The 20,031-nt window shown below is 66.5% G+C and carries 20 protein-coding genes; 10 read left to right on the top strand and 10 right to left on the bottom strand.

The annotated features are described in order from the left end of the window. The first annotated feature begins 69 nt into the window (after positions 1-69). Entirely contained in the window at positions 70-1,335 is a 1,266-nt protein-coding gene (locus tag AC3WTE_RS05015) for an MCE family protein (protein WP_492436105.1), read from the top strand. Here AC3WTE_RS05015 and AC3WTE_RS05020 read toward each other — a convergent pair. After that, positions 1,325-2,089 (bottom strand): STAS domain-containing protein, encoded by a 765-nt coding sequence (locus tag AC3WTE_RS05020; protein ID WP_492436106.1) that lies wholly within the window; start codon positions 2,087-2,089, stop codon positions 1,325-1,327. The two genes, AC3WTE_RS05015 and AC3WTE_RS05020, sit on opposite strands and share 11 nt — an antisense overlap. A 439-nt stretch (positions 2,090-2,528) precedes the next feature. Here AC3WTE_RS05020 and AC3WTE_RS05025 point away from each other — a divergent pair, with 439 nt between their 5' ends. Together AC3WTE_RS05025 and AC3WTE_RS05030 are read left to right on the top strand one after the other, a co-directional pair. After that, positions 2,529-3,329 carry a Rieske (2Fe-2S) protein gene (locus tag AC3WTE_RS05025; RefSeq protein WP_492436302.1) on the top strand — a complete coding sequence of 267 codons (801 nt, stop codon included), beginning with the start codon at positions 2,529-2,531 and terminating at the stop codon, positions 3,327-3,329. Continuing rightward, positions 3,326-3,805, top strand: a complete 480-nt coding sequence (locus tag AC3WTE_RS05030; protein ID WP_492436108.1) for a hemerythrin domain-containing protein — start codon at positions 3,326-3,328, stop codon at positions 3,803-3,805. Before AC3WTE_RS05025 ends, AC3WTE_RS05030 begins: the two co-directional genes overlap by 4 nt. Positions 3,806-3,827: 22 nt before the next feature. Here AC3WTE_RS05030 and AC3WTE_RS05035 read toward each other — a convergent pair whose 3' ends face one another. The 4 genes from AC3WTE_RS05035 to AC3WTE_RS05050 form a co-directional block, all read right to left on the bottom strand. Then, positions 3,828-4,310: a hypothetical protein gene (locus AC3WTE_RS05035; protein WP_492436110.1), complete on the bottom strand. Its 483-nt coding sequence runs from the start codon at positions 4,308-4,310 to the stop codon at positions 3,828-3,830. Positions 4,311-4,375: 65 nt separating this feature from the next. Continuing rightward, positions 4,376-5,095, bottom strand: a complete 720-nt coding sequence (locus AC3WTE_RS05040) for a DUF3060 domain-containing protein (RefSeq protein ID WP_492436111.1) — start codon at positions 5,093-5,095, stop codon at positions 4,376-4,378. Between the two features lie 31 nt (positions 5,096-5,126). Further along, positions 5,127-5,816: a response regulator gene (locus AC3WTE_RS05045; RefSeq protein WP_492436113.1), complete on the bottom strand. Its 690-nt coding sequence runs from the start codon at positions 5,814-5,816 to the stop codon at positions 5,127-5,129. Next, on the bottom strand, positions 5,813-7,375 hold the full coding sequence (locus AC3WTE_RS05050; protein WP_492436115.1) for a sensor histidine kinase: 1,563 nt from the start codon (positions 7,373-7,375) through the stop codon (positions 5,813-5,815). The genes AC3WTE_RS05045 and AC3WTE_RS05050 overlap by 4 nt, the downstream gene beginning before the upstream one ends. 144 nt (positions 7,376-7,519) lie before the next feature. Between AC3WTE_RS05050 and AC3WTE_RS05055 the strand changes: the two genes are divergently transcribed. Both AC3WTE_RS05055 and AC3WTE_RS05060 read left to right on the top strand, forming a co-directional pair. After that, on the top strand, positions 7,520-8,869 hold the full coding sequence (locus AC3WTE_RS05055; protein ID WP_492436117.1) for a cation:dicarboxylate symporter family transporter: 1,350 nt from the start codon (positions 7,520-7,522) through the stop codon (positions 8,867-8,869). A gap of 474 nt (positions 8,870-9,343) precedes the next feature. Further along, positions 9,344-10,378 carry a YncE family protein gene (locus tag AC3WTE_RS05060; RefSeq protein WP_492436118.1) on the top strand — a complete coding sequence of 345 codons (1,035 nt, stop codon included), beginning with the start codon at positions 9,344-9,346 and terminating at the stop codon, positions 10,376-10,378. Positions 10,379-10,433: 55 nt separating this feature from the next. Here the strand turns inward: AC3WTE_RS05060 and AC3WTE_RS05065 are convergent, their stop codons facing one another. After that, the gene (locus AC3WTE_RS05065; RefSeq protein WP_492436120.1) at positions 10,434-10,754 is read right to left on the bottom strand and encodes a hypothetical protein; all 321 of its coding nucleotides are present in this window, start codon (positions 10,752-10,754) and stop codon (positions 10,434-10,436) included. 100 nt (positions 10,755-10,854) lie between these two features. Between AC3WTE_RS05065 and AC3WTE_RS05070 the strand changes: the two genes are divergently transcribed. After that, positions 10,855-12,495, top strand: coding sequence for a long-chain fatty acid--CoA ligase (locus tag AC3WTE_RS05070; RefSeq protein ID WP_492436122.1), 1,641 nt, complete (start codon positions 10,855-10,857; stop codon positions 12,493-12,495). 13 nt (positions 12,496-12,508) lie between these two features. On the opposite strand, the gene AC3WTE_RS05075 is transcribed toward AC3WTE_RS05070, so the two are convergent. Next, positions 12,509-13,339, bottom strand: coding sequence for an alpha/beta fold hydrolase (locus AC3WTE_RS05075; RefSeq protein ID WP_492436124.1), 831 nt, complete (start codon positions 13,337-13,339; stop codon positions 12,509-12,511). 62 nt (positions 13,340-13,401) lie between these two features. Here AC3WTE_RS05075 and AC3WTE_RS05080 point away from each other — a divergent pair, with 62 nt between their 5' ends. Beyond that, a complete protein-coding gene (locus tag AC3WTE_RS05080; protein ID WP_492436125.1) occupies positions 13,402-14,007 on the top strand; it encodes a TetR/AcrR family transcriptional regulator in 606 nt (201 codons plus the stop codon). A gap of 74 nt (positions 14,008-14,081) precedes the next feature. Here AC3WTE_RS05080 and AC3WTE_RS05085 read toward each other — a convergent pair whose 3' ends face one another. Then, entirely contained in the window at positions 14,082-15,275 is a 1,194-nt protein-coding gene (locus AC3WTE_RS05085) for a lipid-transfer protein (RefSeq protein ID WP_492436127.1), read from the bottom strand. Positions 15,276-15,414: 139 nt separating this feature from the next. Here AC3WTE_RS05085 and AC3WTE_RS05090 point away from each other — a divergent pair, with 139 nt between their 5' ends. Continuing rightward, positions 15,415-16,464 carry an NAD(P)H-dependent amine dehydrogenase family protein gene (locus tag AC3WTE_RS05090; protein WP_492436129.1) on the top strand — a complete coding sequence of 350 codons (1,050 nt, stop codon included), beginning with the start codon at positions 15,415-15,417 and terminating at the stop codon, positions 16,462-16,464. Positions 16,465-16,567: 103 nt separating this feature from the next. On the opposite strand, the gene AC3WTE_RS05095 is transcribed toward AC3WTE_RS05090, so the two are convergent. Continuing rightward, on the bottom strand, positions 16,568-17,611 hold the full coding sequence (locus tag AC3WTE_RS05095) for a zinc-binding dehydrogenase (RefSeq protein WP_492436304.1): 1,044 nt from the start codon (positions 17,609-17,611) through the stop codon (positions 16,568-16,570). 40 nt (positions 17,612-17,651) lie between these two features. Here AC3WTE_RS05095 and AC3WTE_RS05100 point away from each other — a divergent pair, with 40 nt between their 5' ends. Both AC3WTE_RS05100 and AC3WTE_RS05105 read left to right on the top strand, forming a co-directional pair. Then, the gene (locus AC3WTE_RS05100; protein ID WP_492436131.1) at positions 17,652-18,137 is read left to right on the top strand and encodes an SRPBCC family protein; all 486 of its coding nucleotides are present in this window, start codon (positions 17,652-17,654) and stop codon (positions 18,135-18,137) included. Between the two features lie 39 nt (positions 18,138-18,176). Continuing rightward, complete coding sequence (locus AC3WTE_RS05105; protein WP_492436132.1) at positions 18,177-19,028, top strand: patatin-like phospholipase family protein; 852 nt, start codon at positions 18,177-18,179, stop codon at positions 19,026-19,028. Here AC3WTE_RS05105 and AC3WTE_RS05110 read toward each other — a convergent pair. Next, entirely contained in the window at positions 19,025-19,993 is a 969-nt protein-coding gene (locus tag AC3WTE_RS05110) for a patatin-like phospholipase family protein (RefSeq protein WP_492436134.1), read from the bottom strand. The genes AC3WTE_RS05105 and AC3WTE_RS05110 overlap by 4 nt on opposite strands. Positions 19,994-20,031 lie beyond the last annotated feature (38 nt).

Raw genomic sequence — 20,031 nt, forward strand, 5'->3', positions numbered from 1 at the left:
TACCAGTCGACATCGATTCAGGGTTGGGCAACGGCGCCCCACCACACCTCGATCTGACGCTGGAGTGCCATGACGAAACCGCGGCCGCCACTGCCGCCGTTGCCGCCCGTCGCTACGGGCCAGATCCATGCCCCGCTCAACAGGGACCGCACCCCGCCGTACAAAATCGCCGGCCTCATCATGGCGCTCGTCGCCGCGGTGGGGCTGACGCTCACCTGGCTCCAATTCCGTGGGTCCTTCGCCACCAAAGCCGAGGTGTACGTGCTGGCGAGTCGCGCCGGGCTGTCGATGGACAACGGCTCGAAGGTCACCTACAACGGGGTACCGATCGGCCGGTTGAAGGGCACCGAAGCAGTGACCGCTCCCGGCGACAGTCCCGAAGCCAAACTGATCCTCGATGTCGATCCGCAGTATATGTCGGTGCTGCCGCGCAACGTGGACGTCAAATTGCTCGCCACAACGGTTTTCGGCAACAAGTACATCTCCATGACCTCGCCGCCGAACCCGACACCGCAGCGCCTCAAGGCCGGCGACACCGTGAACGCCGTCAGCGTCACCACGGAGTTCAACACGTTGTTCGAGACCGTCACCGCGATCTCCGAGCAGGTCGACCCCATCAAGCTGAACCAGACGCTGACCGCCGCGGCGGAGGCGCTCGACGGGCTCGGTGACAAGTTCGGGCAATCACTGGTCAACGGCAACGTCATCCTGGCCGACCTGAACCAGCGGATGCCGAGCTTCCGGCACGACACGAAGGCGCTCGCCGACCTGACCGAGGTGTACGCGCAGGCGTCGCCCGACCTGTGGGACGGCCTGAAGAACGCGGTGACCACCGAACGCACGCTCAACGACCAGCGCGGCAACATCGATCAGGCGCTGATGTCGGCGGTCGGGTTCGGCAACACCGGCGGCGACATCTTCGAGCGCGGCGGCCCGTACCTGGTCCGAGGCGTCCAGGATCTGCTTCCGACGTCCCAGTTGCTGGACAAGTACAGTCCCGAGATCGATTGCGGCATAAGGGCTCTGCCGCGCGCAGTGGCCATCGCAACGCCGATAGTCGGCGGTAACGGTTACTCTCTGGTGTCCCATACCAGTCTCGTGGGAGCCGCCAACCAGTACGTCTACCCCGACAACCTGCCCCGCATCAATGCCCGGGGCGGGCCCATGGGCCGGCCCGGTTGCTGGACGGTGACCAGGGACATCTGGCCCATGCCCTACATGGTGCTGGACACCGGTGCGTCGATCGCGCCGTACAACCACTTCGGCCTCGGCTCGCCGTTCGCATCCGAATACGTCTGGGGCCGCCAAGACGGCGAGAACACCATCAACCCGTAAGCACTACATTTTCCGGACCCACGCGCGCCCACACGGTCTTGCCACTCGATGTCGGCAGGTTCCCCCACGTCTGGGTCAGCGCAGTCACGATGTCCAGGCCGGATAAATGGTTGGTGCCGAAGGGAATTGCCTCCTTGCGCAGCGCCAGCTTCGGACTGGCATCCGCGACCGCTACGGTGGCGAATCGGCCGTCGTACTCCAGCCGGAGTGTGGGCGCAAAATCGGTGTGGCGCAGGACGTTTTCGACAAACGCGGTTGCGACGACCGCCGCAGCCGGGATCAGGCCGGCGCACGACCAGCCGGATAACCAGCCGCCGACCAATAGTTGTGCGTCGATGATGCTGCTGACGTGGCGAGGCAGTTCGGCTCGCGCCCGGTGCCGCTGTCGGGGCTGCCTGTCGCCCATCGATTGCAGCGCTTCCTGTTCGGTGGCGAACACCGGCACGTAGCGAGTGACACCGCACTGGCAGATGACTTCGCGAGCCGCAGCGTCGGCGCACACCAGCACGATCGGCACGTCGGGCCAGATGCTCACGTGCCAACGGGCGCTCGTGAACACCGACCACGCTGATGCGTCAGGTACCCGCAGTTCGTTGACATCGGCGAGCACCATACGGGGTTCGTCCAGTGCCGCCTTGACCACGGAGTCGCGCAACGTGCGATATGACGATGCGTTGAGCTCACCGGTGCAGCACAACCGATAGCCGCCGCACCGGCCGTAGACGGGTGCGCTGACTCGCAGTACCTCAGTCACGAACTCCCCCAGGAACGCTGTGTGCCGATGCGCAGACGTAGGACGGCGAACAGCGACTCTGCGGCACCTGGCTCAGGGCTTCGTCGCTCCCGCAGAGGCACCTGAATCGAGTTTTCTCCAACTGGTCACGACCGTTCCGCGTCACGGATTCACCTGCTGACTGGTTGCCTACCCCGTCTCGTCCCCATGAAACGAGGCGCCGTGATCTCGGATCGCTGTGCGCAACAGGGCAGCTTTCGGAGCATCTGCGGCTCCAGCGCTCGGGTGATTGAGCCCTTTGAAGGCGGGGTACCCGCATCTTGCGCACGAGAGGAGACAGACCGTGGCTGAGCCATCGCAAAGTGTTCTGACGCGGCTCCGCAGATCGGGTCCGGCCGTACGTACGGCAGTCGAAAAGCAGGAATGGTTGGATCGACCGAGCTACCGGCTCGAGCACATCATGACATTCGTCTTCGCCGCCATGGGACGTCGTCGTGATCAGGTTGCCAATGCGTTGCACGGAACGTGGCTGGGACACCCGCTGCATCCGGCGTTGACCGCCGTGCCCATCGGTGCCGCGACAACGACGATCGCCATGGATGCCATCGGCCTGATGGCTCGGCGCGCGTCGGAGTGGCGCGTCGCCGCGAGATTCGCCCTGGGAGTCGGCTTGGTAGGAAGCGTCGGAGCGGCGGCGACGGGTATGACGGACTGGCAACATACGCAAGAACGATCGCGTCGGCTGGGTTTGGCCCACGGCGTCTTGAATGCCGTCGCGACGGGCCTTTACGCGCTCTCCTGGCGGGACCGCGGTCGGGGGCGTCAGGCCCGCGCCGTGGCAGCCAGTGCGCTCGGCTACGGGATCACCCTCGGCAGCGGCTATCTGGGCGGTGCCATGGTCTACGGATGGGGCACCGGTGTGGACCGCTCGGGGACGCGGCTCAGGCGTTCTCACTGGACACCGGTCCTGCCGATTGAGGATCTCGACGGCCAACCGCGACGCGTGCAGGTCGAAGGCGTCGGAATGGTGCTGTACCGCAACGAATCTCAGGTGCTGGCCACCGGTGGGAATTGTCCGCACCTGGGTGCTCCGATGGACGACGGGTGGATCGATCGGGACCGGATCGTGTGCCCATGGCATGGGTCTCGTTTCTCGTGTCGATCCGGTGCGGTGATGCGCGGTCCCGCCACCGCGGACTTGCCGACTTATCCGACCCGTATCCACAACGGGATGGTCGAGGTGCGCGGGGTGACGCGATGAACGCCTACGACGTGTTGTTCGACCATCACGAGGTGCTCCGCGGTCTGTGCAAGAGGATCAGCGCATTGCCGCCCGAGTCTGACGCGCGAAGCGACGCGCTCGACGAACTATTGATAGAGCTCGACATCCACATGCGGATCGAAGACGACTTGTTCTACCCGGCGGTGTCGGAGGCGAGCAGACTTGTGGCGATCGCCCATGCCGAGCACCGGCAGGTGTTGGACCAGCTGGCGGTAGCGCTCAGGACGTCACCGTCGGCACCCGAATACGAGGATGAGTGGAACTCGTTCGTCACGGTCCTCGACGCCCATGCTGCCGAAGAAGAGCGTGATCTATGCCCGGCGCCGGCGGATCTGAGTATTGAGCTGCTCGACTCGTTGGGCGAGCGAATGCTGCAGCGCAAATCGGAACTGCGCGACTCCACACTCGAGAAACTTCACGTCAAGGGGCGCGCTGCCCTGCTGCGCGCAATGTGAGCGGCAAGAGTGTCTCGCGCAGTCAGCGCTTTCGACTGCAATTCGGTTGGGCCGGCTTCGCCGGCCAGGCGCACACGTTGAGGTACGTCTCGGTGCCGAACCCACCGCCGTCGAACACGCCGTAGTTGTCGCCGTGGGTTCCGGTGTAGGTAGCGCCGCCGCCACCTCCCGGTCCGCCGTCGGACGACACGATGGTGGTGACGGTCCAGCCCTTTCCTTCGAGTGCGGCTTTGTACGCGGTGACCACATCGGTGGGGGAGCCCGCCACCTTGAACTTGAGGTGAATCCCGTTGTCCGCGAGGGTGTCTGGCCCGTAGGTCTGGGCGGTGCCGGTTGGGGTCGGCACCAGCGCCTGCAGTTGCGCGGGGCTGGCCGCGGCTGCTGACGCGGTGCTGGTCGAGGCCGCGCTCGACGATCCTTTGGCGGAGTCGGATCCGCTGCCACACCCTGCCACGAGGCCGATCACTGCTGCCGCGATTGCCGCCGAACGAATTGCGTTGCCCATGGTGGCTCCCGTCGTCGAGCGCACCGTATCAACGTATTCGTCGAAATGGTCAAAAACGGCGCGCTTCAGCCGCGGCTGACGGTGTTGGACCCACCCGGTGTGGGAATTTCGGGTGTGCCCGAGTGGTAGGTCACCCGGTTGTCCATGCCGGACGTGACGATCTTGTCGGCAGAGTCGACCACCACCGTGTTGTCGATGCCGGACACGTTGACCGTCGCGCAGTGCCCGGTGATGGTGATGCTGTTGGACACCCCGCTGATGTTTACCGGGCGGTCATTGCATTCCAGCGTCCGGTGGCCCCGCACGCCAGCGATCTGGATGGGCCTTCCCGGATCGTCGGACTGCGGTGGCAGTTCCACCAGGCCAGGTCCGGACATCACCGTCGTGCCGTTGACGACCACCGAGGACTCCTCGCTGGACGGCGCCGGGGTTGGCGCCGAGACCGAGGCGCTGGGCTGCCTGCCGGCGCTGGGTGGGAGGAACGTCGTGTGCTTCTTGCCCGTGAGGTTGGCGAAGACGATGATTCCCGCGATCAACGGACCCGCCAGCACAGCGAGGATGACGACCGCGAAGATCAGGCGGCGACTCTTCGACGCCGAAACACTGGGCACCGAGGGTGGCGCTGGCCAGGTGTTTCGGGGCCGGCTGAGGTACGGCATACGCGCCGCCGGTGCGCGGGACGACCACGCTTGGCCGGGCTCCGTCAACTCCGAGGCTCGCGCCTGTTCGTTCATCGCGCGCTCGAGCTCGCGGATGCGGGCCTCTGGATCGTCGTCGCGACTCATGGTCCGATGCTGTCACACGTGGGAGGGCTGCTCAACGCCATTGGTACCGCGTCTTGGGCCGGCCCGTCCCGCCGTATTCGCTTCGGCGCGTGACGGTTCCGTCCTCGGCCAGCCGTTCCAGATAGCGCCAGGCAGTCACCCGGGCCACGCCGACGGCTTTGGCGGCCTGGTCCGCGGTCAGCCCGTCGGGGCTGTCGCGCACCGCGCGGGCGATGTCGTCGTTGGTCAGAGTGGCGGCGCCCTTCGGAGCCGCAGATTTGTCTGCGCCGGTGCGTAATTCGGCGAGCGCCCGGTCCACCTCGGCCTGGCTCGCCGCGTCCACCCCGGACGGCAGTGCCGTCCGGTACCGCTGATAGCGCTCCAACCGGTCCCGGAACGCCGCGAAGGTGAATGGTTTCAGCAGGTACGCCAGCGCACCGTGGGCCACGGCGGCGCGCACCATCTCCAGGTCGCGCTCGGAGGTGATGGCGATGATGTCCGGGGCCGGACGCAGCCCGGACAGCGCCGAGGCCAGGCTGATGCCACTGGCGTCGGGCAGCCCGAGGTCCAGCAGCACCAGGTCGACGGGCTCGTCCGTAGCGGTCGCCCGGGTGGCGGTCTGAATCGCCTCGCGCGCGGTATGGGCTACCGCGGTGACGGAAAACCCTTCCAGCCGTTCGACGTACGTGCGGTGTGCCTCGGCGATCAGCGGGTCGTCGTCGACGATCAGCACCCTGGTCATGCGGGCACCGCCGGAATCGTCACCGATACCGCCGACCCGTAGCTGACGTCGGAGGAGAGCGTGCCGCCGTGCCGCCTCACCACCTGGGCCACCAGCGCCAGTCCCAACCCGTGTCCCGGAGCAGTTTTCGTCGAATAGCCCCGGTGCATGGCGTTTTCGAAGGCTTCCGGGTCCATGCCGGCGCCGCTGTCGGCCACCCGCATCAGTAGTTCGGCTCCCGGCTCGCAGCGCACCGTCACCTCGACCCACGGCTCATCGCGGTCGCACGCATCCATGGCGTTGTCGATCAGGTTGCCCAGCACTGTCACCATCTCCTGACCGGTCAAGGGCAGATATGAAGTGTCCGAGGGCAATTGAGAGTCCGCGGTGACGGTGAACTCGATACCGCGTTCATGGGCCTGCGCGCTCTTGCCCAGTAGCAGCGCGACCAGTGCGGGTTCGCGGACCTCACTGGACAGCCGGTCGACGAGTCGCTGGGACAGCTCCAATTCGTCGGTGGCAAACGCGACGGCATCGGATGGGCGGCCCATCTCGACCATGGTGATCACGGTGTGCAGCTTGTTGGCCGCTTCGTGCGCCTGCGCCCGCAACGAGTCGGTGAGTATCTTCAACGAACTGAGTTCGCCCAGGGTGCTTTGCAATTCGGTGCGGTCCCGGATCGTCACGACCTCCGAACCGGAGGTGCCGGACACCGGTGACCGGCTCACCACCAGCACCCGCTCGTCGGTGACGTGGACCTCGTCGCGCACGCCGGGACCGGCCGCACGCAGGAACTCCGGCAGATCGGACAGCGCCACGGCCCCTGGCGGCAGGGCCAGCAGGCGGCGCGCCTCGTCGTTGGCCAGGGCGACGCGGCCCTTCTCGAGCACCAGGAGGCCCTCGGACACCGAATGCAGAACGGCGTCGTGATGCTCGTACATCACCCGCAGCTCGTCCGGCCGCAGGCCATTGGTCTGCCGGAGCAGCCGGCGCCGGATGAGCCACGTGCCCGCCAGTGAAAGGCCAAGGGCGGCAAGGCCGATCGCGATGATCACCGGAATCTGGTGGCGCCACTGCGCGGTCAGGGTCGTCTCGGTGATGCCTGCGGCGACCAGACCCACGATGCGGCCGGAGCCGTCCCGGACCGGGGTGATGGTGCGCACCGACCGGCCCAGCGTCCCGGTGTAGAACTCGGTGAATGTCTGGCCCTGCAGCGCCGGCGCCATGGTCCCCAGGTAGTGACCGCCGATCTGGCGCGGGTCGGTGTGGGTGAAGCGGGTGCCGTCGGGCGACATGACGGTGATGAACGCGATACCGGTCTGGACCCGTACCGATTCGGCCACTGGCTGAAGGACTTCCGTGGCCTTCCCCGTCTGCAGTGCGGCTGCTGTCGACGGGGCATCGGCCAGCGCCGTGACGATGCCGGTGAGCAGCTGCTTGGCCGCGGTGTCGTTGGTGCGGCGGGATTGCACCACGGCCAGCGCGCTCCCGGCCGCCACCACCACGATGATGATGGCGATCTGCAGGGCGACGATCTGGCCGGCCAGGGACCAGCGCGGCGCGGCCGGCCAACTGCGCATCACTGCGTCCTTCTGTGAAATCCTCGTGCCCTTCGCACCCGCGTGAACTTCCGTGAACGAAATGAACATATGCGTGACGTGCCTCACGTTCTGGCTCAACATCCTTGCAGAAGATTTGCAACTCGAAGTCGGAGGACTGTCGACATGACTGCTCAAGCGCCCCGCCGCGACCGCACGCATTGGCTGTACATCGCCGTGCTCATCGCCGTTGCCGGCGGTGTGGCCGTCGGCCTGATCGCGCCCGGGGTGGGCAAGGACATCGCGGTCCTCGGCACCCTGTTCGTGAGCCTGATCAAGATGATGATCACGCCGGTCATCTTCTGCACCATCGTGCTGGGCATCGGTTCGGTGCGAAAGGCCGCAACCGTCGGCAAGGTCGGTGGCCTGGCACTCGGCTACTTCCTGGCCATGTCGACGGTGGCGCTGGCGATCGGCCTGGTCGTCGGTAATCTGCTGAGCCCCGGATCGGGCATGCACCTGTCGCCGCAGGTGACCGGCCAGGGTGCGAAACTCGCCGAAAAGGCCCACGAGGCCGGTGGCCTCATGGATTTCGTCGCCCACATCATTCCCGAGACCATGCTCTCCGCGCTGACCAGCGGAAACGTCTTACAGGCGCTATTCGTCGCGCTGCTGGTCGGGTTCGCCGTCCAGGCTATGGGGACCGCCGGCGAACCGATCCTGCGGGGCGTCCAGCACCTTCAGAAACTGGTGTTCCGGGTGTTGAGCATGATCCTGTGGCTGGCCCCGATCGGCGCGTTCGGCGCCATGGCCGGCGTCGTCGGCCAGACCGGCTGGCGCGCAGTCACGCAGTTGCTGACCCTGATGCTCGGCTTCTACTTGACCTGCGTGGTGTTCGTGTTCGGCGTGCTCGGAGTGGTGCTGTGGTCGATGACGCGGATGTCCATCTTCAGGCTGGTCCGCTACCTGGCCCGCGAGTACCTGCTGATCTTCTCGACGTCGTCGTCGGAGTCGGCGCTGCCGCGGCTGATCGCCAAGATGGAGCACCTCGGCGTGGACCGCAGCACCGTGGGCGTGGTGGTGCCGACCGGCTACTCGTTCAACCTGGACGGCACCGCGATCTACCTGACGATGGCGGCGCTGTTCATCGCCGACGCCATGGGTCGGCCACTGGCGATCGGGGAGCAGCTGGCGTTGCTGGCCTTCATGATCGTCGCTTCGAAGGGCGCGGCCGGGGTCACCGGTGCGGGCCTGGCAACCCTGGCCGGCGGTTTGCAGAGTCACCGGCCGGACCTGCTGGACGGCATCGGACTGATCGTGGGCATCGACCGGTTCATGTCGGAGGCGCGGGCCGTCACCAACTTCTCGGGCAACGCGGTCGCCGCTGTGCTGATCGGAGCGTGGACCGGGACGATCGATCGGGTGAAGGCCGAGGCGGTGCTCAGCGGTGCCGATCCGTTCGATGAGCTGACGATGGTCGATTCGGATGTCGACAGCCACTCCGCAACTTCGGGTGTGACACCCGTCTCATCATGAACGAAATGTGAACTCGTCGATAACAGCGAATATCAACGCCGGCTCAGGTGGGTCTCGGCACTGTCACGATCATGATGAACAGAAGTGGGTTCTGAGTTGTATCGTGCTGATGGTACGGATGGGATTGGATGCGTTCGTGTCGCGGTGTGATGTTTCGCTCACTTTGTCTGGGAATGTCGGGAAACGGCGTTTCGAAATCCTCAGAAACGACGTCTGCCAAAGTTTGCTCAATTTGATTTTCGCGAGCGTCTTCGCTGGTGAAGGCGCTGATTGCTCTTGATAACAAGTGCATAACAATTCGCACCTTAAGTAATTCTTAAGAGCCTCTGAGTAATTCGCGATGTGCCGTCGCGGAAGCTGTCCGGAATGTCGGTGGGGATCACTACACTTCTTGAAAGCAGCGCTCATCCGGGCGCACCCGGACGGGCAATCGACTACCGGCGCGTTGCCGCGCTGGCGGAGGTACCGAAGATCGTGGCAAATAATAACGCTCGTGCAAAAGCGAAGCGGGCTGGCGCCCAGGCGCAGCGCGGAATCATGGACATCGCGCAGGTCGGCCGCGGCGCCATCGCCGACATCGCCGAGAGCGCGGGCCAGTTGGTCGCGACCAGCTACGCCGACAGCATCGTGTCGCTGATCGAACCGCGCAGCCGCAGCATCCGCGATATCGCCGTCGACGGCGAGCCGTTCGCGGTCGTCGCCACCGACGACCGGGCCTACGTCGCCGTGTCCGGCGCCGAGTTCGACGGCGTCGCCGTCATCGACGTCGCCACCGGTGCCGAGCTGGCCGCCTACCCGCTGGCCTCCGGCGTCAGCGCCCTGGCCGTCAGCCCGGACGGCAAGCGCGTGTTCGCCGGCCGCACCGGCGACGCCTACATCGACGTCGCCGTCATCGACATCACCGCCGAACGCGTCGGCACCATCGAGATCGCCACCGGTGCCGCCATCAGCATCGATGCGCTCGCGGTCGACCACACCGGTCGCCGGCTCTACGTCGCCACCACCGACGAGGTGGGCAGCCAGCTGGTCGTCGTCGACACCGAGACCGCCCGCATTCGCAACACCATCGTCGTCGGTGCCCCGATCCGCAGCCTGGCGCTCGGCCCGGACAACACCGCGTACGCGCTGACCTCGGACCTGACTGCCCGTGGTGAGGTGCACGTCGTCGACCTGGCCGCCGGCCGGGTGCGCGGACGCTTCGCCGTCGGTGACGCCCCGACCCAGCTGGTGCTCGCCGCTGACGGCACCCGCGCCTACGTCGTCGACTACGACCGGGTCTCGGTGTTCTGTACCCAGACCAACGTGGTCGTCGACACCATCACCGCGGACGTCCAGCCGTCCTGCGTCACCGTCAGCCGTGACGGCTCGCGGCTGTACGTCGCGGACGTCGCCGGTGACGTCACCGCGGTCGCCGTCGAGGCTCCCAAGCCGCTGCTCTACTCGCAGTTCATGGCGACAAAGTCCGTCGCCATGAACGAGGTCCGCGCCCTGGAGCCCGCGACCGTCTGATAGTCCGAACAGAACGCCCACGCCTGCCGGCGGGGGCGTTCTGGCGTCTGTGGGATCAGTGCTGCCTGCCCGTGCAGTCGAGCGACACGGAGATGGTCTTGCTGGTCTGCGGCAGCAGAATCGAATTGTTGTTGTGGCCCAGGCCCGGGCCGACCCATGGCACCCACTGCGTGGTCTGCTGCGGGTTGCGCACACTCGTCACGGTGCACTGGTCCATCGGAGCCGTCCCGATCTTGTCGATCGTGACCACGTAGCCCTCGGACTGCAGCCGGTTGATGGTCTCTTGCGCCGTTTCGGCGGCAGCCAATCCTGCCGGCGCCAGCACGGTCAGCGCGGCCCCTGCGGTCGCCGCGGCCAGCGTCCAATTCCCGCGCATGATTTTCTCCTGTCGTACTAACGCCAATCATCCTCCTACCTGGCAGGGTCGGCTAGCATCTCGACATCCCAGCGGCAGCAACACAGAGGCGAAATTCACGATGCTCAGTACGATGCAGGACGCCCCGCTCACCATCGCCACGATCATGCGGCACGCGATCGGGCTGAATTCCTCTCGGACGGTCACCACGGCGCTCGGCGACGGGCGGTACCGCACTGCGACCTACCGCGAGATCGGTGAGCAGGCGGGCCGGCTGGCCAACGCGTTGCGTGGTCTCGGCATCACCGGAGACCAGCGGGTGGGCACCTTCATGTGGAACAACGCCGAGCACACGGTGGCTTACCTGGCCATTCCGTCGATGGGCGCCGTGCTGCACACCCTCAACATCCGGTTGTCGCCCGAGCAGATCGCGTACGTCGCGAACGAGGCCGAGGACCAGATCATCATCGTCGACATCTCGCTGGCCGCCCAGCTGGCTCCGGTGCTGCCTCAGCTGGACACCGTGCATACCGTGATCGCCGTCGGCGCAGGGGATTTGGCGCCGCTCGAGGCCGTCTTTGCTGCGGAGGGCAAGACCGTGCTTCGGTACGACGAACTGCTGGCCACCCAGCCCGTCGAGTTCGACTGGCCGGAGCTCGACGAGCGGTCCGCGGCCGCGATGTGCTACACCAGCGGTACCACCGGCAATCCGAAAGGCGTTGTCTACAGCCATCGTTCGAGCTTCCTGCACGCTCTGGCGACGTGCACCAGCAACGCGCTGGGGATCGGCAGTGACGACGTCGCGCTGCCCATCGTGCCGATGTTCCACGCCAACGCCTGGGGGCTGCCGTATGCCGCGATGATGGCGGGCGCCGACTTGGCGATGCCGGACCGCTTCCTCGACGGCGCCTCGCTGATCAATCTGATCGAGACCTGCCGGCCCACCGTCGCTGCCGCCGTTCCGACCATCTGGAACGACGTGCAGCACTGCCTGGAAAAGGGCCCCGCACACGATATTTCGTCGCTGCGTCTGGTTGCGTGCGGCGGGTCCGCCGTGCCGGTGTCGTTGATGAAGACGTTCCAGGAACGCCACGGCGTCTACATCCAGCAGCTGTGGGGCATGACGGAGACGTCGCCGATGGCCACCACGGCCAAGCCGCTGCCGGGTGTCTCCGAAGAACAGCACTGGGCGACGCGGGCCACGCAGGGCCGCGCGATGTGTGGCGTCGAGGTCCGGGTCGTCGACGACGCGGGCGCACCGCTGCCGCACGACGGCGAGGCCGTCGGCGAGATCGAGGTCCGGGGGCCGTGGATTACGGGCAGCTACTACCTGGGCTATGACTCCAGCAAGTTCGACAGCGGCTGGCTACGCACCGGCGACGTCGGGCGCATCGACGACTGCGGGTTCGTCACCCTCACCGACCGGGCCAAAGACGTCATCAAGTCCGGCGGCGAATGGATTTCCTCGGTCGAGCTGGAGAACCATCTCATCGCGCACCCCGCGGTGCTGGAGGCCGCCGTGGTCGCAGTGCCCGACGACCGCTGGCAGGAGCGCCCACTGGTCGCCGTGGTGCTGCACGAAGGGGCTGCGGCGACGCCCGCGGAACTGCGAGAATTCCTGGCGGACAAGGTGGTTCGTTGGTGGCTGCCTGAACGGTGGACGTTCGTCGATCAGGTGCCCCGCACCAGCGTCGGCAAGTACGACAAGAAGACCATCCGAGCCCGGTACGCCGACGGCGCCTACGACGTCATCACTATCTAGCGCGAACCGGGGGTTAGGCGCGGACCGCGAGAGTCGACATCAGGTCGGCGAGCCGGTCTGGCCGGTCGAGCATCGAGAAAGTCCGTGCGCCGTCGATGATTTCGAGGCGGGCGTTCGGGATGATCTTCGCCAGCTTCTCGCCGTCGCCGACTTCGAAGAACACGTCGTCGGCTGACCAGGCGATGAGCGTCGGCTTGTCGAACTCGTGCAGCCGCGCCGCCACCCCAGTGGTGACCTCGGTGCGCAGTGACCTGGTGAACTGCCGAAGATCCTCGGCGACGGCGGGTTTCGACTGCGCGTTGTGTACCCACTCTCGGGTCAGCGCGTCGAGGTCGGCGTAGGCGAGCCCGGCGTAGGCGCGCTTGCGGACCGCTGGAATCCGGAACACCTGTGCTCCGGCCCGGAACAGCGCCTTCGATTGCGATGCCAGGATCAGCGGCTTGAGGATCGGCGGTGGAAAGTGTTCGAACGCATCGCAACTCGTCAGGACCAGGGCGCCGATGCGCTCCCGATGGTGGACCGCGACCAGTTGGGTGACTACGCCGCCGGTGTCGTTGCCGACCAGCACGACGTCGTCGAGGTCCAGTGCCGTCAGGGTGTCGGCGACGATGCGTGCGACGCCGTGGATGCTCCGGTCGGCGCCGGGGCGCAGTGGTTCGGGATGCGCACCGAGGGGCCAGGTCGGGGCGATGCACCGCAGACCTTGTGCGGCCAGGCGCGCAGCGACCTGCCGCCACAGCTGGCCGCCCATCATGTATCCATGCACGAAGACGACGGGCCGGCCGCTCTTCGGTCCGAATTCCTCGAAATGGATGGTTCCGGCGTTAATCTCGATGATCGACATGGATGACTCCTAGCTCGACACGTATTTACAAACAGGCTGTCCGCAACTTACCAACAGGGTGTATGGAAAACAAGAGGCGTACTCAGGAGGAGCGCTCCGCGGCTACCCGCGAGGCGCTGATCGTCGCTGCGCGGCGGTTGTGGGGCGAGCGTGGTTACGCAGAAGTGGGTACCCCCGAGATCGCGACGACGGCCGGGGTCACCCGGGGCGCGATGTATCACCAATTCGCCGACAAGGCGGCGCTTTTCCTGTCTGTGGTGGAGGTGGTGGAGCAGGACGTGATGGACCGGATGGCGGCGATGGTGGCTTCATCGGGTGCGACGTCACCGGCAGATGCCATCCGGGCCGCGGTCGACGCGTGGCTAGAGGTCTCCGGTGACCCGGAGGTCCGGCAGCTGGTCCTGCTGGACGCCCCGAGCGTGCTCGGCTGGGCGGGCTTCCGCGATGTGGCCCAGCGCTACAGCCTGGGTATGACAGAGCAGCTGCTCAGCGAGGCCATCAAGGCCGGCCAGCTGGCTCGTCAGCCGGTGCGATCTCTGGCGCACGTGTTGATCGGCGCGCTCGACGAGGCGGCCATGCTCATCGCCACGTCCGAAGACCCGAAGAAGGCCCGGCGCGAGACCAGGCAGGTGCTGCGCCGCCTGGTGGACGCCATGTTCACCCCCTGACCACCCGAAACGGCATCCCGGCAGGGAAAGTTCGAGAACTGGCCTGCTGGAATGCCGTTTCGAGGGGGCGGTGACTACCGTTCGGCGCGCTGGTAGGCCGTCACGACGGCGGCGCCGCCCAGTCCGATGTTGTGCTGCAGGGCAGCGTTGACGCCGTCGACCTGGCGCTTGTCGGCGGTGCCGCGCAGCTGCCAGGTCAGTTCGGAACACTGGGCCAGGCCCGTCGCGCCGAGCGGGTGGCCCTTGGAGATCAGCCCGCCCGACGGGTTGACCACCCAGCGACCGCCGTAGGTGGTGTCGTTGTTGTCGATCAGCCGCGGCGCTTCACCCTCGCCGCACAGGCCCAGGGCTTCGTACAGCAGGAGCTCGTTGGCGGAGAAGCAGTCATGCAGCTCGATGACCTGGAAGTCCTCGGGGCCCAGGCCCGACTGGTCGTAAACCTTCTGGGCGGCTTGGACATTCATGTCATAGCCGATGATGTTGGCGGCGCTGCCGTTGAAGGTCGAGGCGAAGTCGGTGGTCATGGCCTGCCCGACGATCTCGACGGCCTGAGAGGCCAGCCCGTGCTTGTCGACGAACGCCTCGCTGGCCACGATCGCCGCGCCCGACCCGTCGGAGGTGGGGGAGCACTGCAGCTTGGTCAGCGGGTCGGAGATCATCTTTGCCGACAAGATGTCGTCGAGGGTGTACTCGTCCTGGAACTGGGCGTACGGGTTGTTGACCGAATGCTTGTGGTTTTTGTAGCCGATCTTTGCGAAATGTTCCGGAGTGCTTCCATGTTTCTTCATGTGCTCACGGCCGGCCGCGCCGAACATCCACGGCGCCACCGGGAAGGCGAACTCGTCGATCTCGGCCAGGGCCTTGACGTGCCGGCCCAGCGGCGATTCGCGGTCCTGTGCGCCACCACCGAGAGACCCCGGCTGCATCTTCTCGAAGCCCAGCGCCATGGTGCAGTCGGCGAGGCCGCCGCGGATCGCTTGCGCGGCAAGGTAAAGCGCGGTCGAACCCGTCGAACAGTTGTTGTTGACGTTGACGATCGGGATGCCCGTCATGCCGAGCTCGTACAGGGCGCGCTGGCCGGAGGTCGAATCGCCGGAGCAGTAACCGACGTAGCCCTGCTCAACCTGGTCGTACGAGATGCCGGCGTCGGCGAGGGCCTTGTTGCCCGACTCGTTTGCCATCTGCGGGTAGTCCCAGCCTTCGCGACTGCCGGGCTTCTCGAACTTGGTCATGCCGACACCGACGACGAACACACGATTCTTGGCCATGGGGTTCCTTTCGTTACTACCTGTAGTTCAGTCACGCGCGGCGCTTTTAGTCAAGACCCCAAAGGTCTGGTCTCCGGCGCCGAGCCGGTGGTATACAACCTAGAACGCGTTCTAGTTCTGGCGGTGCTCGGGAGGTTTCATGGCGTTGCGGGTCGTGCAGTGGGCAACCGGCGGAGTCGGCGTCGCTGCGATCAAAGGCGTGCTGGAACATCCGGACCTGGAACTCGTCGGCTGTTGGGTGCACTCGGAAGCCAAGAACGGCAAGGACGTTGGTGACATCATCGGCGGTGAGCGGCTGGGCGTCACCGCCACCAACAACGTCCAGGACATCCTCGACCTGGATGCCGATGCCGTCATCTACGCCCCGCTGCTGCCGAACCCCGACGAGGTCGCCGCGCTGCTGCGGTCCGGCAAGAACGTGGTGACGCCGGTCGGCTGGGTGTATCCGAGCGAGAAGCAGGGCGCGCCGATGCGCGAAGCCGCGCTGGCCGGCGGAGCCACGCTGCACGGCACCGGCATCGCACCCGGCGGCATCAGCGAGAAGTTCCCACTGCTGTTCTCGGTGATGTCCACCGGCGTGACTTTCGTTCGGGCCGAAGAGTTCTCGGATCTGCGGACCTATGAAGCACCGGACGTGCTGCGGCACGTGATGGGGTTCGGCGAGACGCCGGACAAGGCGCTGACCGGCCCGATGCAGAAGCTACTGGACAGCGGCTTCATCCAGGCCGTCCGGATGTGCGTCGACGAGTTCGGATTCAATGCCGACCCGAAAATCCGCGCCCGCCAAGAGGTTGCGGTGGCCTCCGCGCCGATCGACTCACCGCTGGGGCCGATCCAGCCCGGCCAGGTGGCGGCTCGCAAGTTTCACTGGGAGGCGGTCGTCGGCGACGAGGTCGTCGTCCGCGTCACCGTCAACTGGTTCATGGGTGAGGAAAACCTGGACCCCGCATGGGATTTCGGCCCCGAAGGGCAACGCTACGAGATGGAGGTCAAGGGCAATCCGGACTTCACCGTGTCGATCAAGGGCTTTCAGGGACTGGTCGGAGAGGACGGACCCGAACCCGGCGTCGTCGCCACCGCCGCCCACTGCGTCAACTCCGTGCCGGCGGTGTGTGCCGCGGAACCGGGTATCGCCACCTATCTGGACCTTCCGTTCTTCAGCGCGAAGGCGACGCCCAGGCTCCGCTGACGAGCAATAACGTCGCGCTCGCCGGCTGCGAGTGTGCGCAGATGGCCTGCCGAAAGCGGCGTGTCGGGGTACAGACCCGCACGCTCGCGGAAGGTGCCCTCGGCTAGGGCTGCACGAGTATCCGGATCGGATTGCCTTCGGCCCGCTCGAGTTTCGCGATTCCTTCGGCGATGTCCTCCAGCGGGACGATCTCGCTGATCGAGCGGGTGAGGTCCAGACGGCCGCGGGACACCAGCGTGGCCAGGGTGCCGATGTCGGCGTTCTGGTAGCCCAGATGTCCCAGCACCTGCTTCTTGCTCAGGTTGAAGAACGACGTCGGGCCGATCGTCGGGGCGTCGGCGCTCATCCCGACCCCGACCAACCGGCCACCCACGGTCAGTGATGCCAGCGCCTGATCGAATGTCGACCCCCTGCCGACGGCGTCGAACGCGACGTCGAGCATCCGCCCGCCGGTCGCCTGCGCGATCTGCGCCGCCAACTCCGGGTCACGCGCGTCGAACGCGTAGTCGGCACCGACCTCCAGTGCGCGCTCCAGCACCGCCGGGTTGACGTCGACCGCGATGATCGGTGCCGCGCCGACCAGCCGGGCCAACTGCACGATGTGCGTCCCGAGTCCTCCGACGCCCCACACGCCGACGGATTCACCGATGCCCACGTGGCCGGTCCGGACGACGGCGCCGAACGGCGTGGACACCGCGTCGGCAAGGATCGCGGCCTGCTCCAGCGGCACGTTGTCGGGCACCCGGGTCAGCCCGAAGGCCTGCGCCACGGTGTACTCGGCCCAGCCGCCGTCGTACGCGAATGCCATGAGCCGGATCCGCAGGCAGTTCGACATGTCGCCGCGCAGACAGTTCACGCACTCCATGCACGGCTTGCCGGCGGCGACGACGACACGGTCGCCCTCAGCCCAGCCGGTGACGCCCGGTCCCAGCTTGGCGATGGTGCCCGAGGTCTCGTGGCCCTGGGTGACCACCGGGAGCTGTGCCGGGAACGTGCCGTTGATGAGGCTGAGGTCGGAGTGGCAGATGCCGCAGTACGCGACCTTGACCAGCACCTCGCCCGGGCCTGGTTCTGGAATCGGAACGTCCTCCACGACAACCTTTTTGGTGTCGGCGTAGAACCGTTGGGCCCGCATCGTTGAGGTCATGACACTCCAGTGGTCAGCTTCGATGGTTACGATCGCAATCATGGCGCAGGCAGTGGTGGTCGAGCAATCACGAATAGTTCCCGTCCCGGTGGCCGAGGCGTTCAGCGGCACCGCCCCGATTCCCCTGAATGAGCTGTTCTGTCGCTGGTACGGACCCATCCCGCCGATCAAGGCCGTGCGCGACCAGACCGGCATCTGGGACGCGGTGGGGCAGACCCGGACCATCCTGCTGACCGGTGGCGGCAGCATGGCCGAGACCCTGACCTCGTACGACGAGCCGCACTCGTTCGGCTACACCCTGTCCGACATCACCGGGCCGCTGGCGCCGCTGGTGAGTGGCGTGCAAGGGATGTGGATGTTCCAGGACGTTTCCGGCGGGCAGCATCCCAGCACGAAGATCACCTGGCGCTGGACCCTGCACCCGCGCAGCTCGCTGACCGCTCCGCTGCTGCCGGTGTTCGGCAAGTTGTGGAAGGGCTACGCCGGCCGGTCGCTGGAGCATCTTTCCGACCTCCTGGTGGGATGACGTTCCCTCGGCGCACGGCGCATCATGTTAGATGAACTAATGACCAAGCGTGCACTGGTGCTGGCAGGTGGCGGCATTGCCGGCATTGCCTGGGAGACCGGCGTCCTGCAGGGAATTGCCGACGAAGCCCCCGAGATCGCGGCGGCGGTCCGCAATGCCGACGTGGTGCTGGGCACCTCGGCGGGCTCGGCGGTCGGTGCGCAGCTGGGTAGTGCGCTGAGCATCGGTGAGCTGTTCGAACGCCAGATCGCCGCCGAATCGGCGGAGATCAGCCCCAGTATCAAGATCGACGGCGTCATGGAGTTGTTCGTGGACGCGATGTCGCAGGGCACCGGCAGCGGCGCCGAGCAGTTGCAGCGTCTCGGGAAAGCGGCGGCCGCCGCGGAAACCGTCGACCCCGCCGTGCGCCGCAACGTCATCGAACGTCGGCTGCCGTCGCACGAGTGGCCCGACCATGACCTGCGCATCACCGGCGTCGACATCGACACCGGCGAGTTGGTGGTGTTCACCCGCGAATCGGGAGTTTCCCTGGTCGACGCCGTCGAGGCCAGCTGCGCGGTACCCGGGGCCTGGCCGGTGGTGACCATCGACGGTCGACGGTTCATGGACGGTGGCATGGGCAGCAGCGTCAACATGATCGCGGTCGGTGATTGTGACGCCGCGATCGTCTTGGTCCCGGCGCTCGCGGACTCGCCGTCACCGTTCGGGCCGGGCCCCGGCGCGGACGTCAGAAGTTTCGCGGGCAGCGCCTGTGCCATCTACGCCGACGCCGAGTCCATCGCCGCCTTCGGCGCCGATCCGCTGGATCCGGCCTGCCGCATTCCGTCGGCGCAGGCCGGTCGGGTGCAGGGCCGCCGCGTGGCAGCCGAGGTGGCCGCGTTCCTTGCCTAACCGCCGAGATTGAGGGAATCAATTGCGGCGCAGGCTAATTCGTGTCCGATCTCGATGACTTCTTCGGCGCGATAGAACTCCAGGCTGCGGCACACCGTGCGCGGCACCTCGATCAGCAGATCGGGCGGGTACGCCGCGAGGGTGTGCCGCATCAACGCGGCCTGCGAGATCTCGATGGTGCGATTCATGACTTCGAACCCGCCGAGTCGCGGCACGGGGTTGTCTTCTTCGGTGTCGACGTCGGGGTCGGCCACGTGGTCGATGCTGTCGACCGCGTTGCTGAAGCGGGTGAGCACCGAGCGTGCCGTCGGGCCGTCGAGTAGGGTGCTCGCCGCGGCCCGGTCGATCAAAGAGGTTGTGCTGCGGCGCATCCGGGCCAAGAGCTCTGCTGTCGCACTGGGCGAGTCCGCCGGGCGAGCGGGGTCGCTGGCGTTGAGGCTGACCGCGATGGTCAGGTCGGCGTTGACCGCCGCGAGCGGTGCCATGGGCAGCGGGTCGAGGATGCCGCCGTCGGCCAGCAGTCGGCCGTCCACGAGGTGTGGAGCGATGACGCCGGGGATGGCGATGGAGGCCCGGATCGCGGCGTCGATGGGGCCGCGCTGCAGCCAGACCGATTTTCCGGCGATGAGGTCGGTCGAGACGGCGGTGTACGGGATCGGCAGGCTCTCGATGTTCCGCGGGCCGATGATCTCGCGGACGGTCGCCAGAATCTTCTCCGCCCGGAGCACTCCGGCGGCAGTCAGGGACGGATCGAGAAGGCGGAGCACCGCGCTCTGGGTGAGGCCGCTTGCCCACGTGGTGAATTCGTCGAGTTTGTCGGCGGCTTGCAGCGCGCCCACGAGGGCGCCCATGGACGAACCGGAGATACCGACGATGTCGAATCCGCGCTCGCGCAACGCGTCGATGACTCCGATGTGTGCGTAACCTCGGGCGCCGCCGCTGCCAAGGACCAGTGCGACCCGCATGGCCCTATTTTGGCGTGCGGATCAGGCTGTGGCGAGAC

The organism is Mycobacterium sp. FW102-FHT13B02, assembly GCF_058790275.1.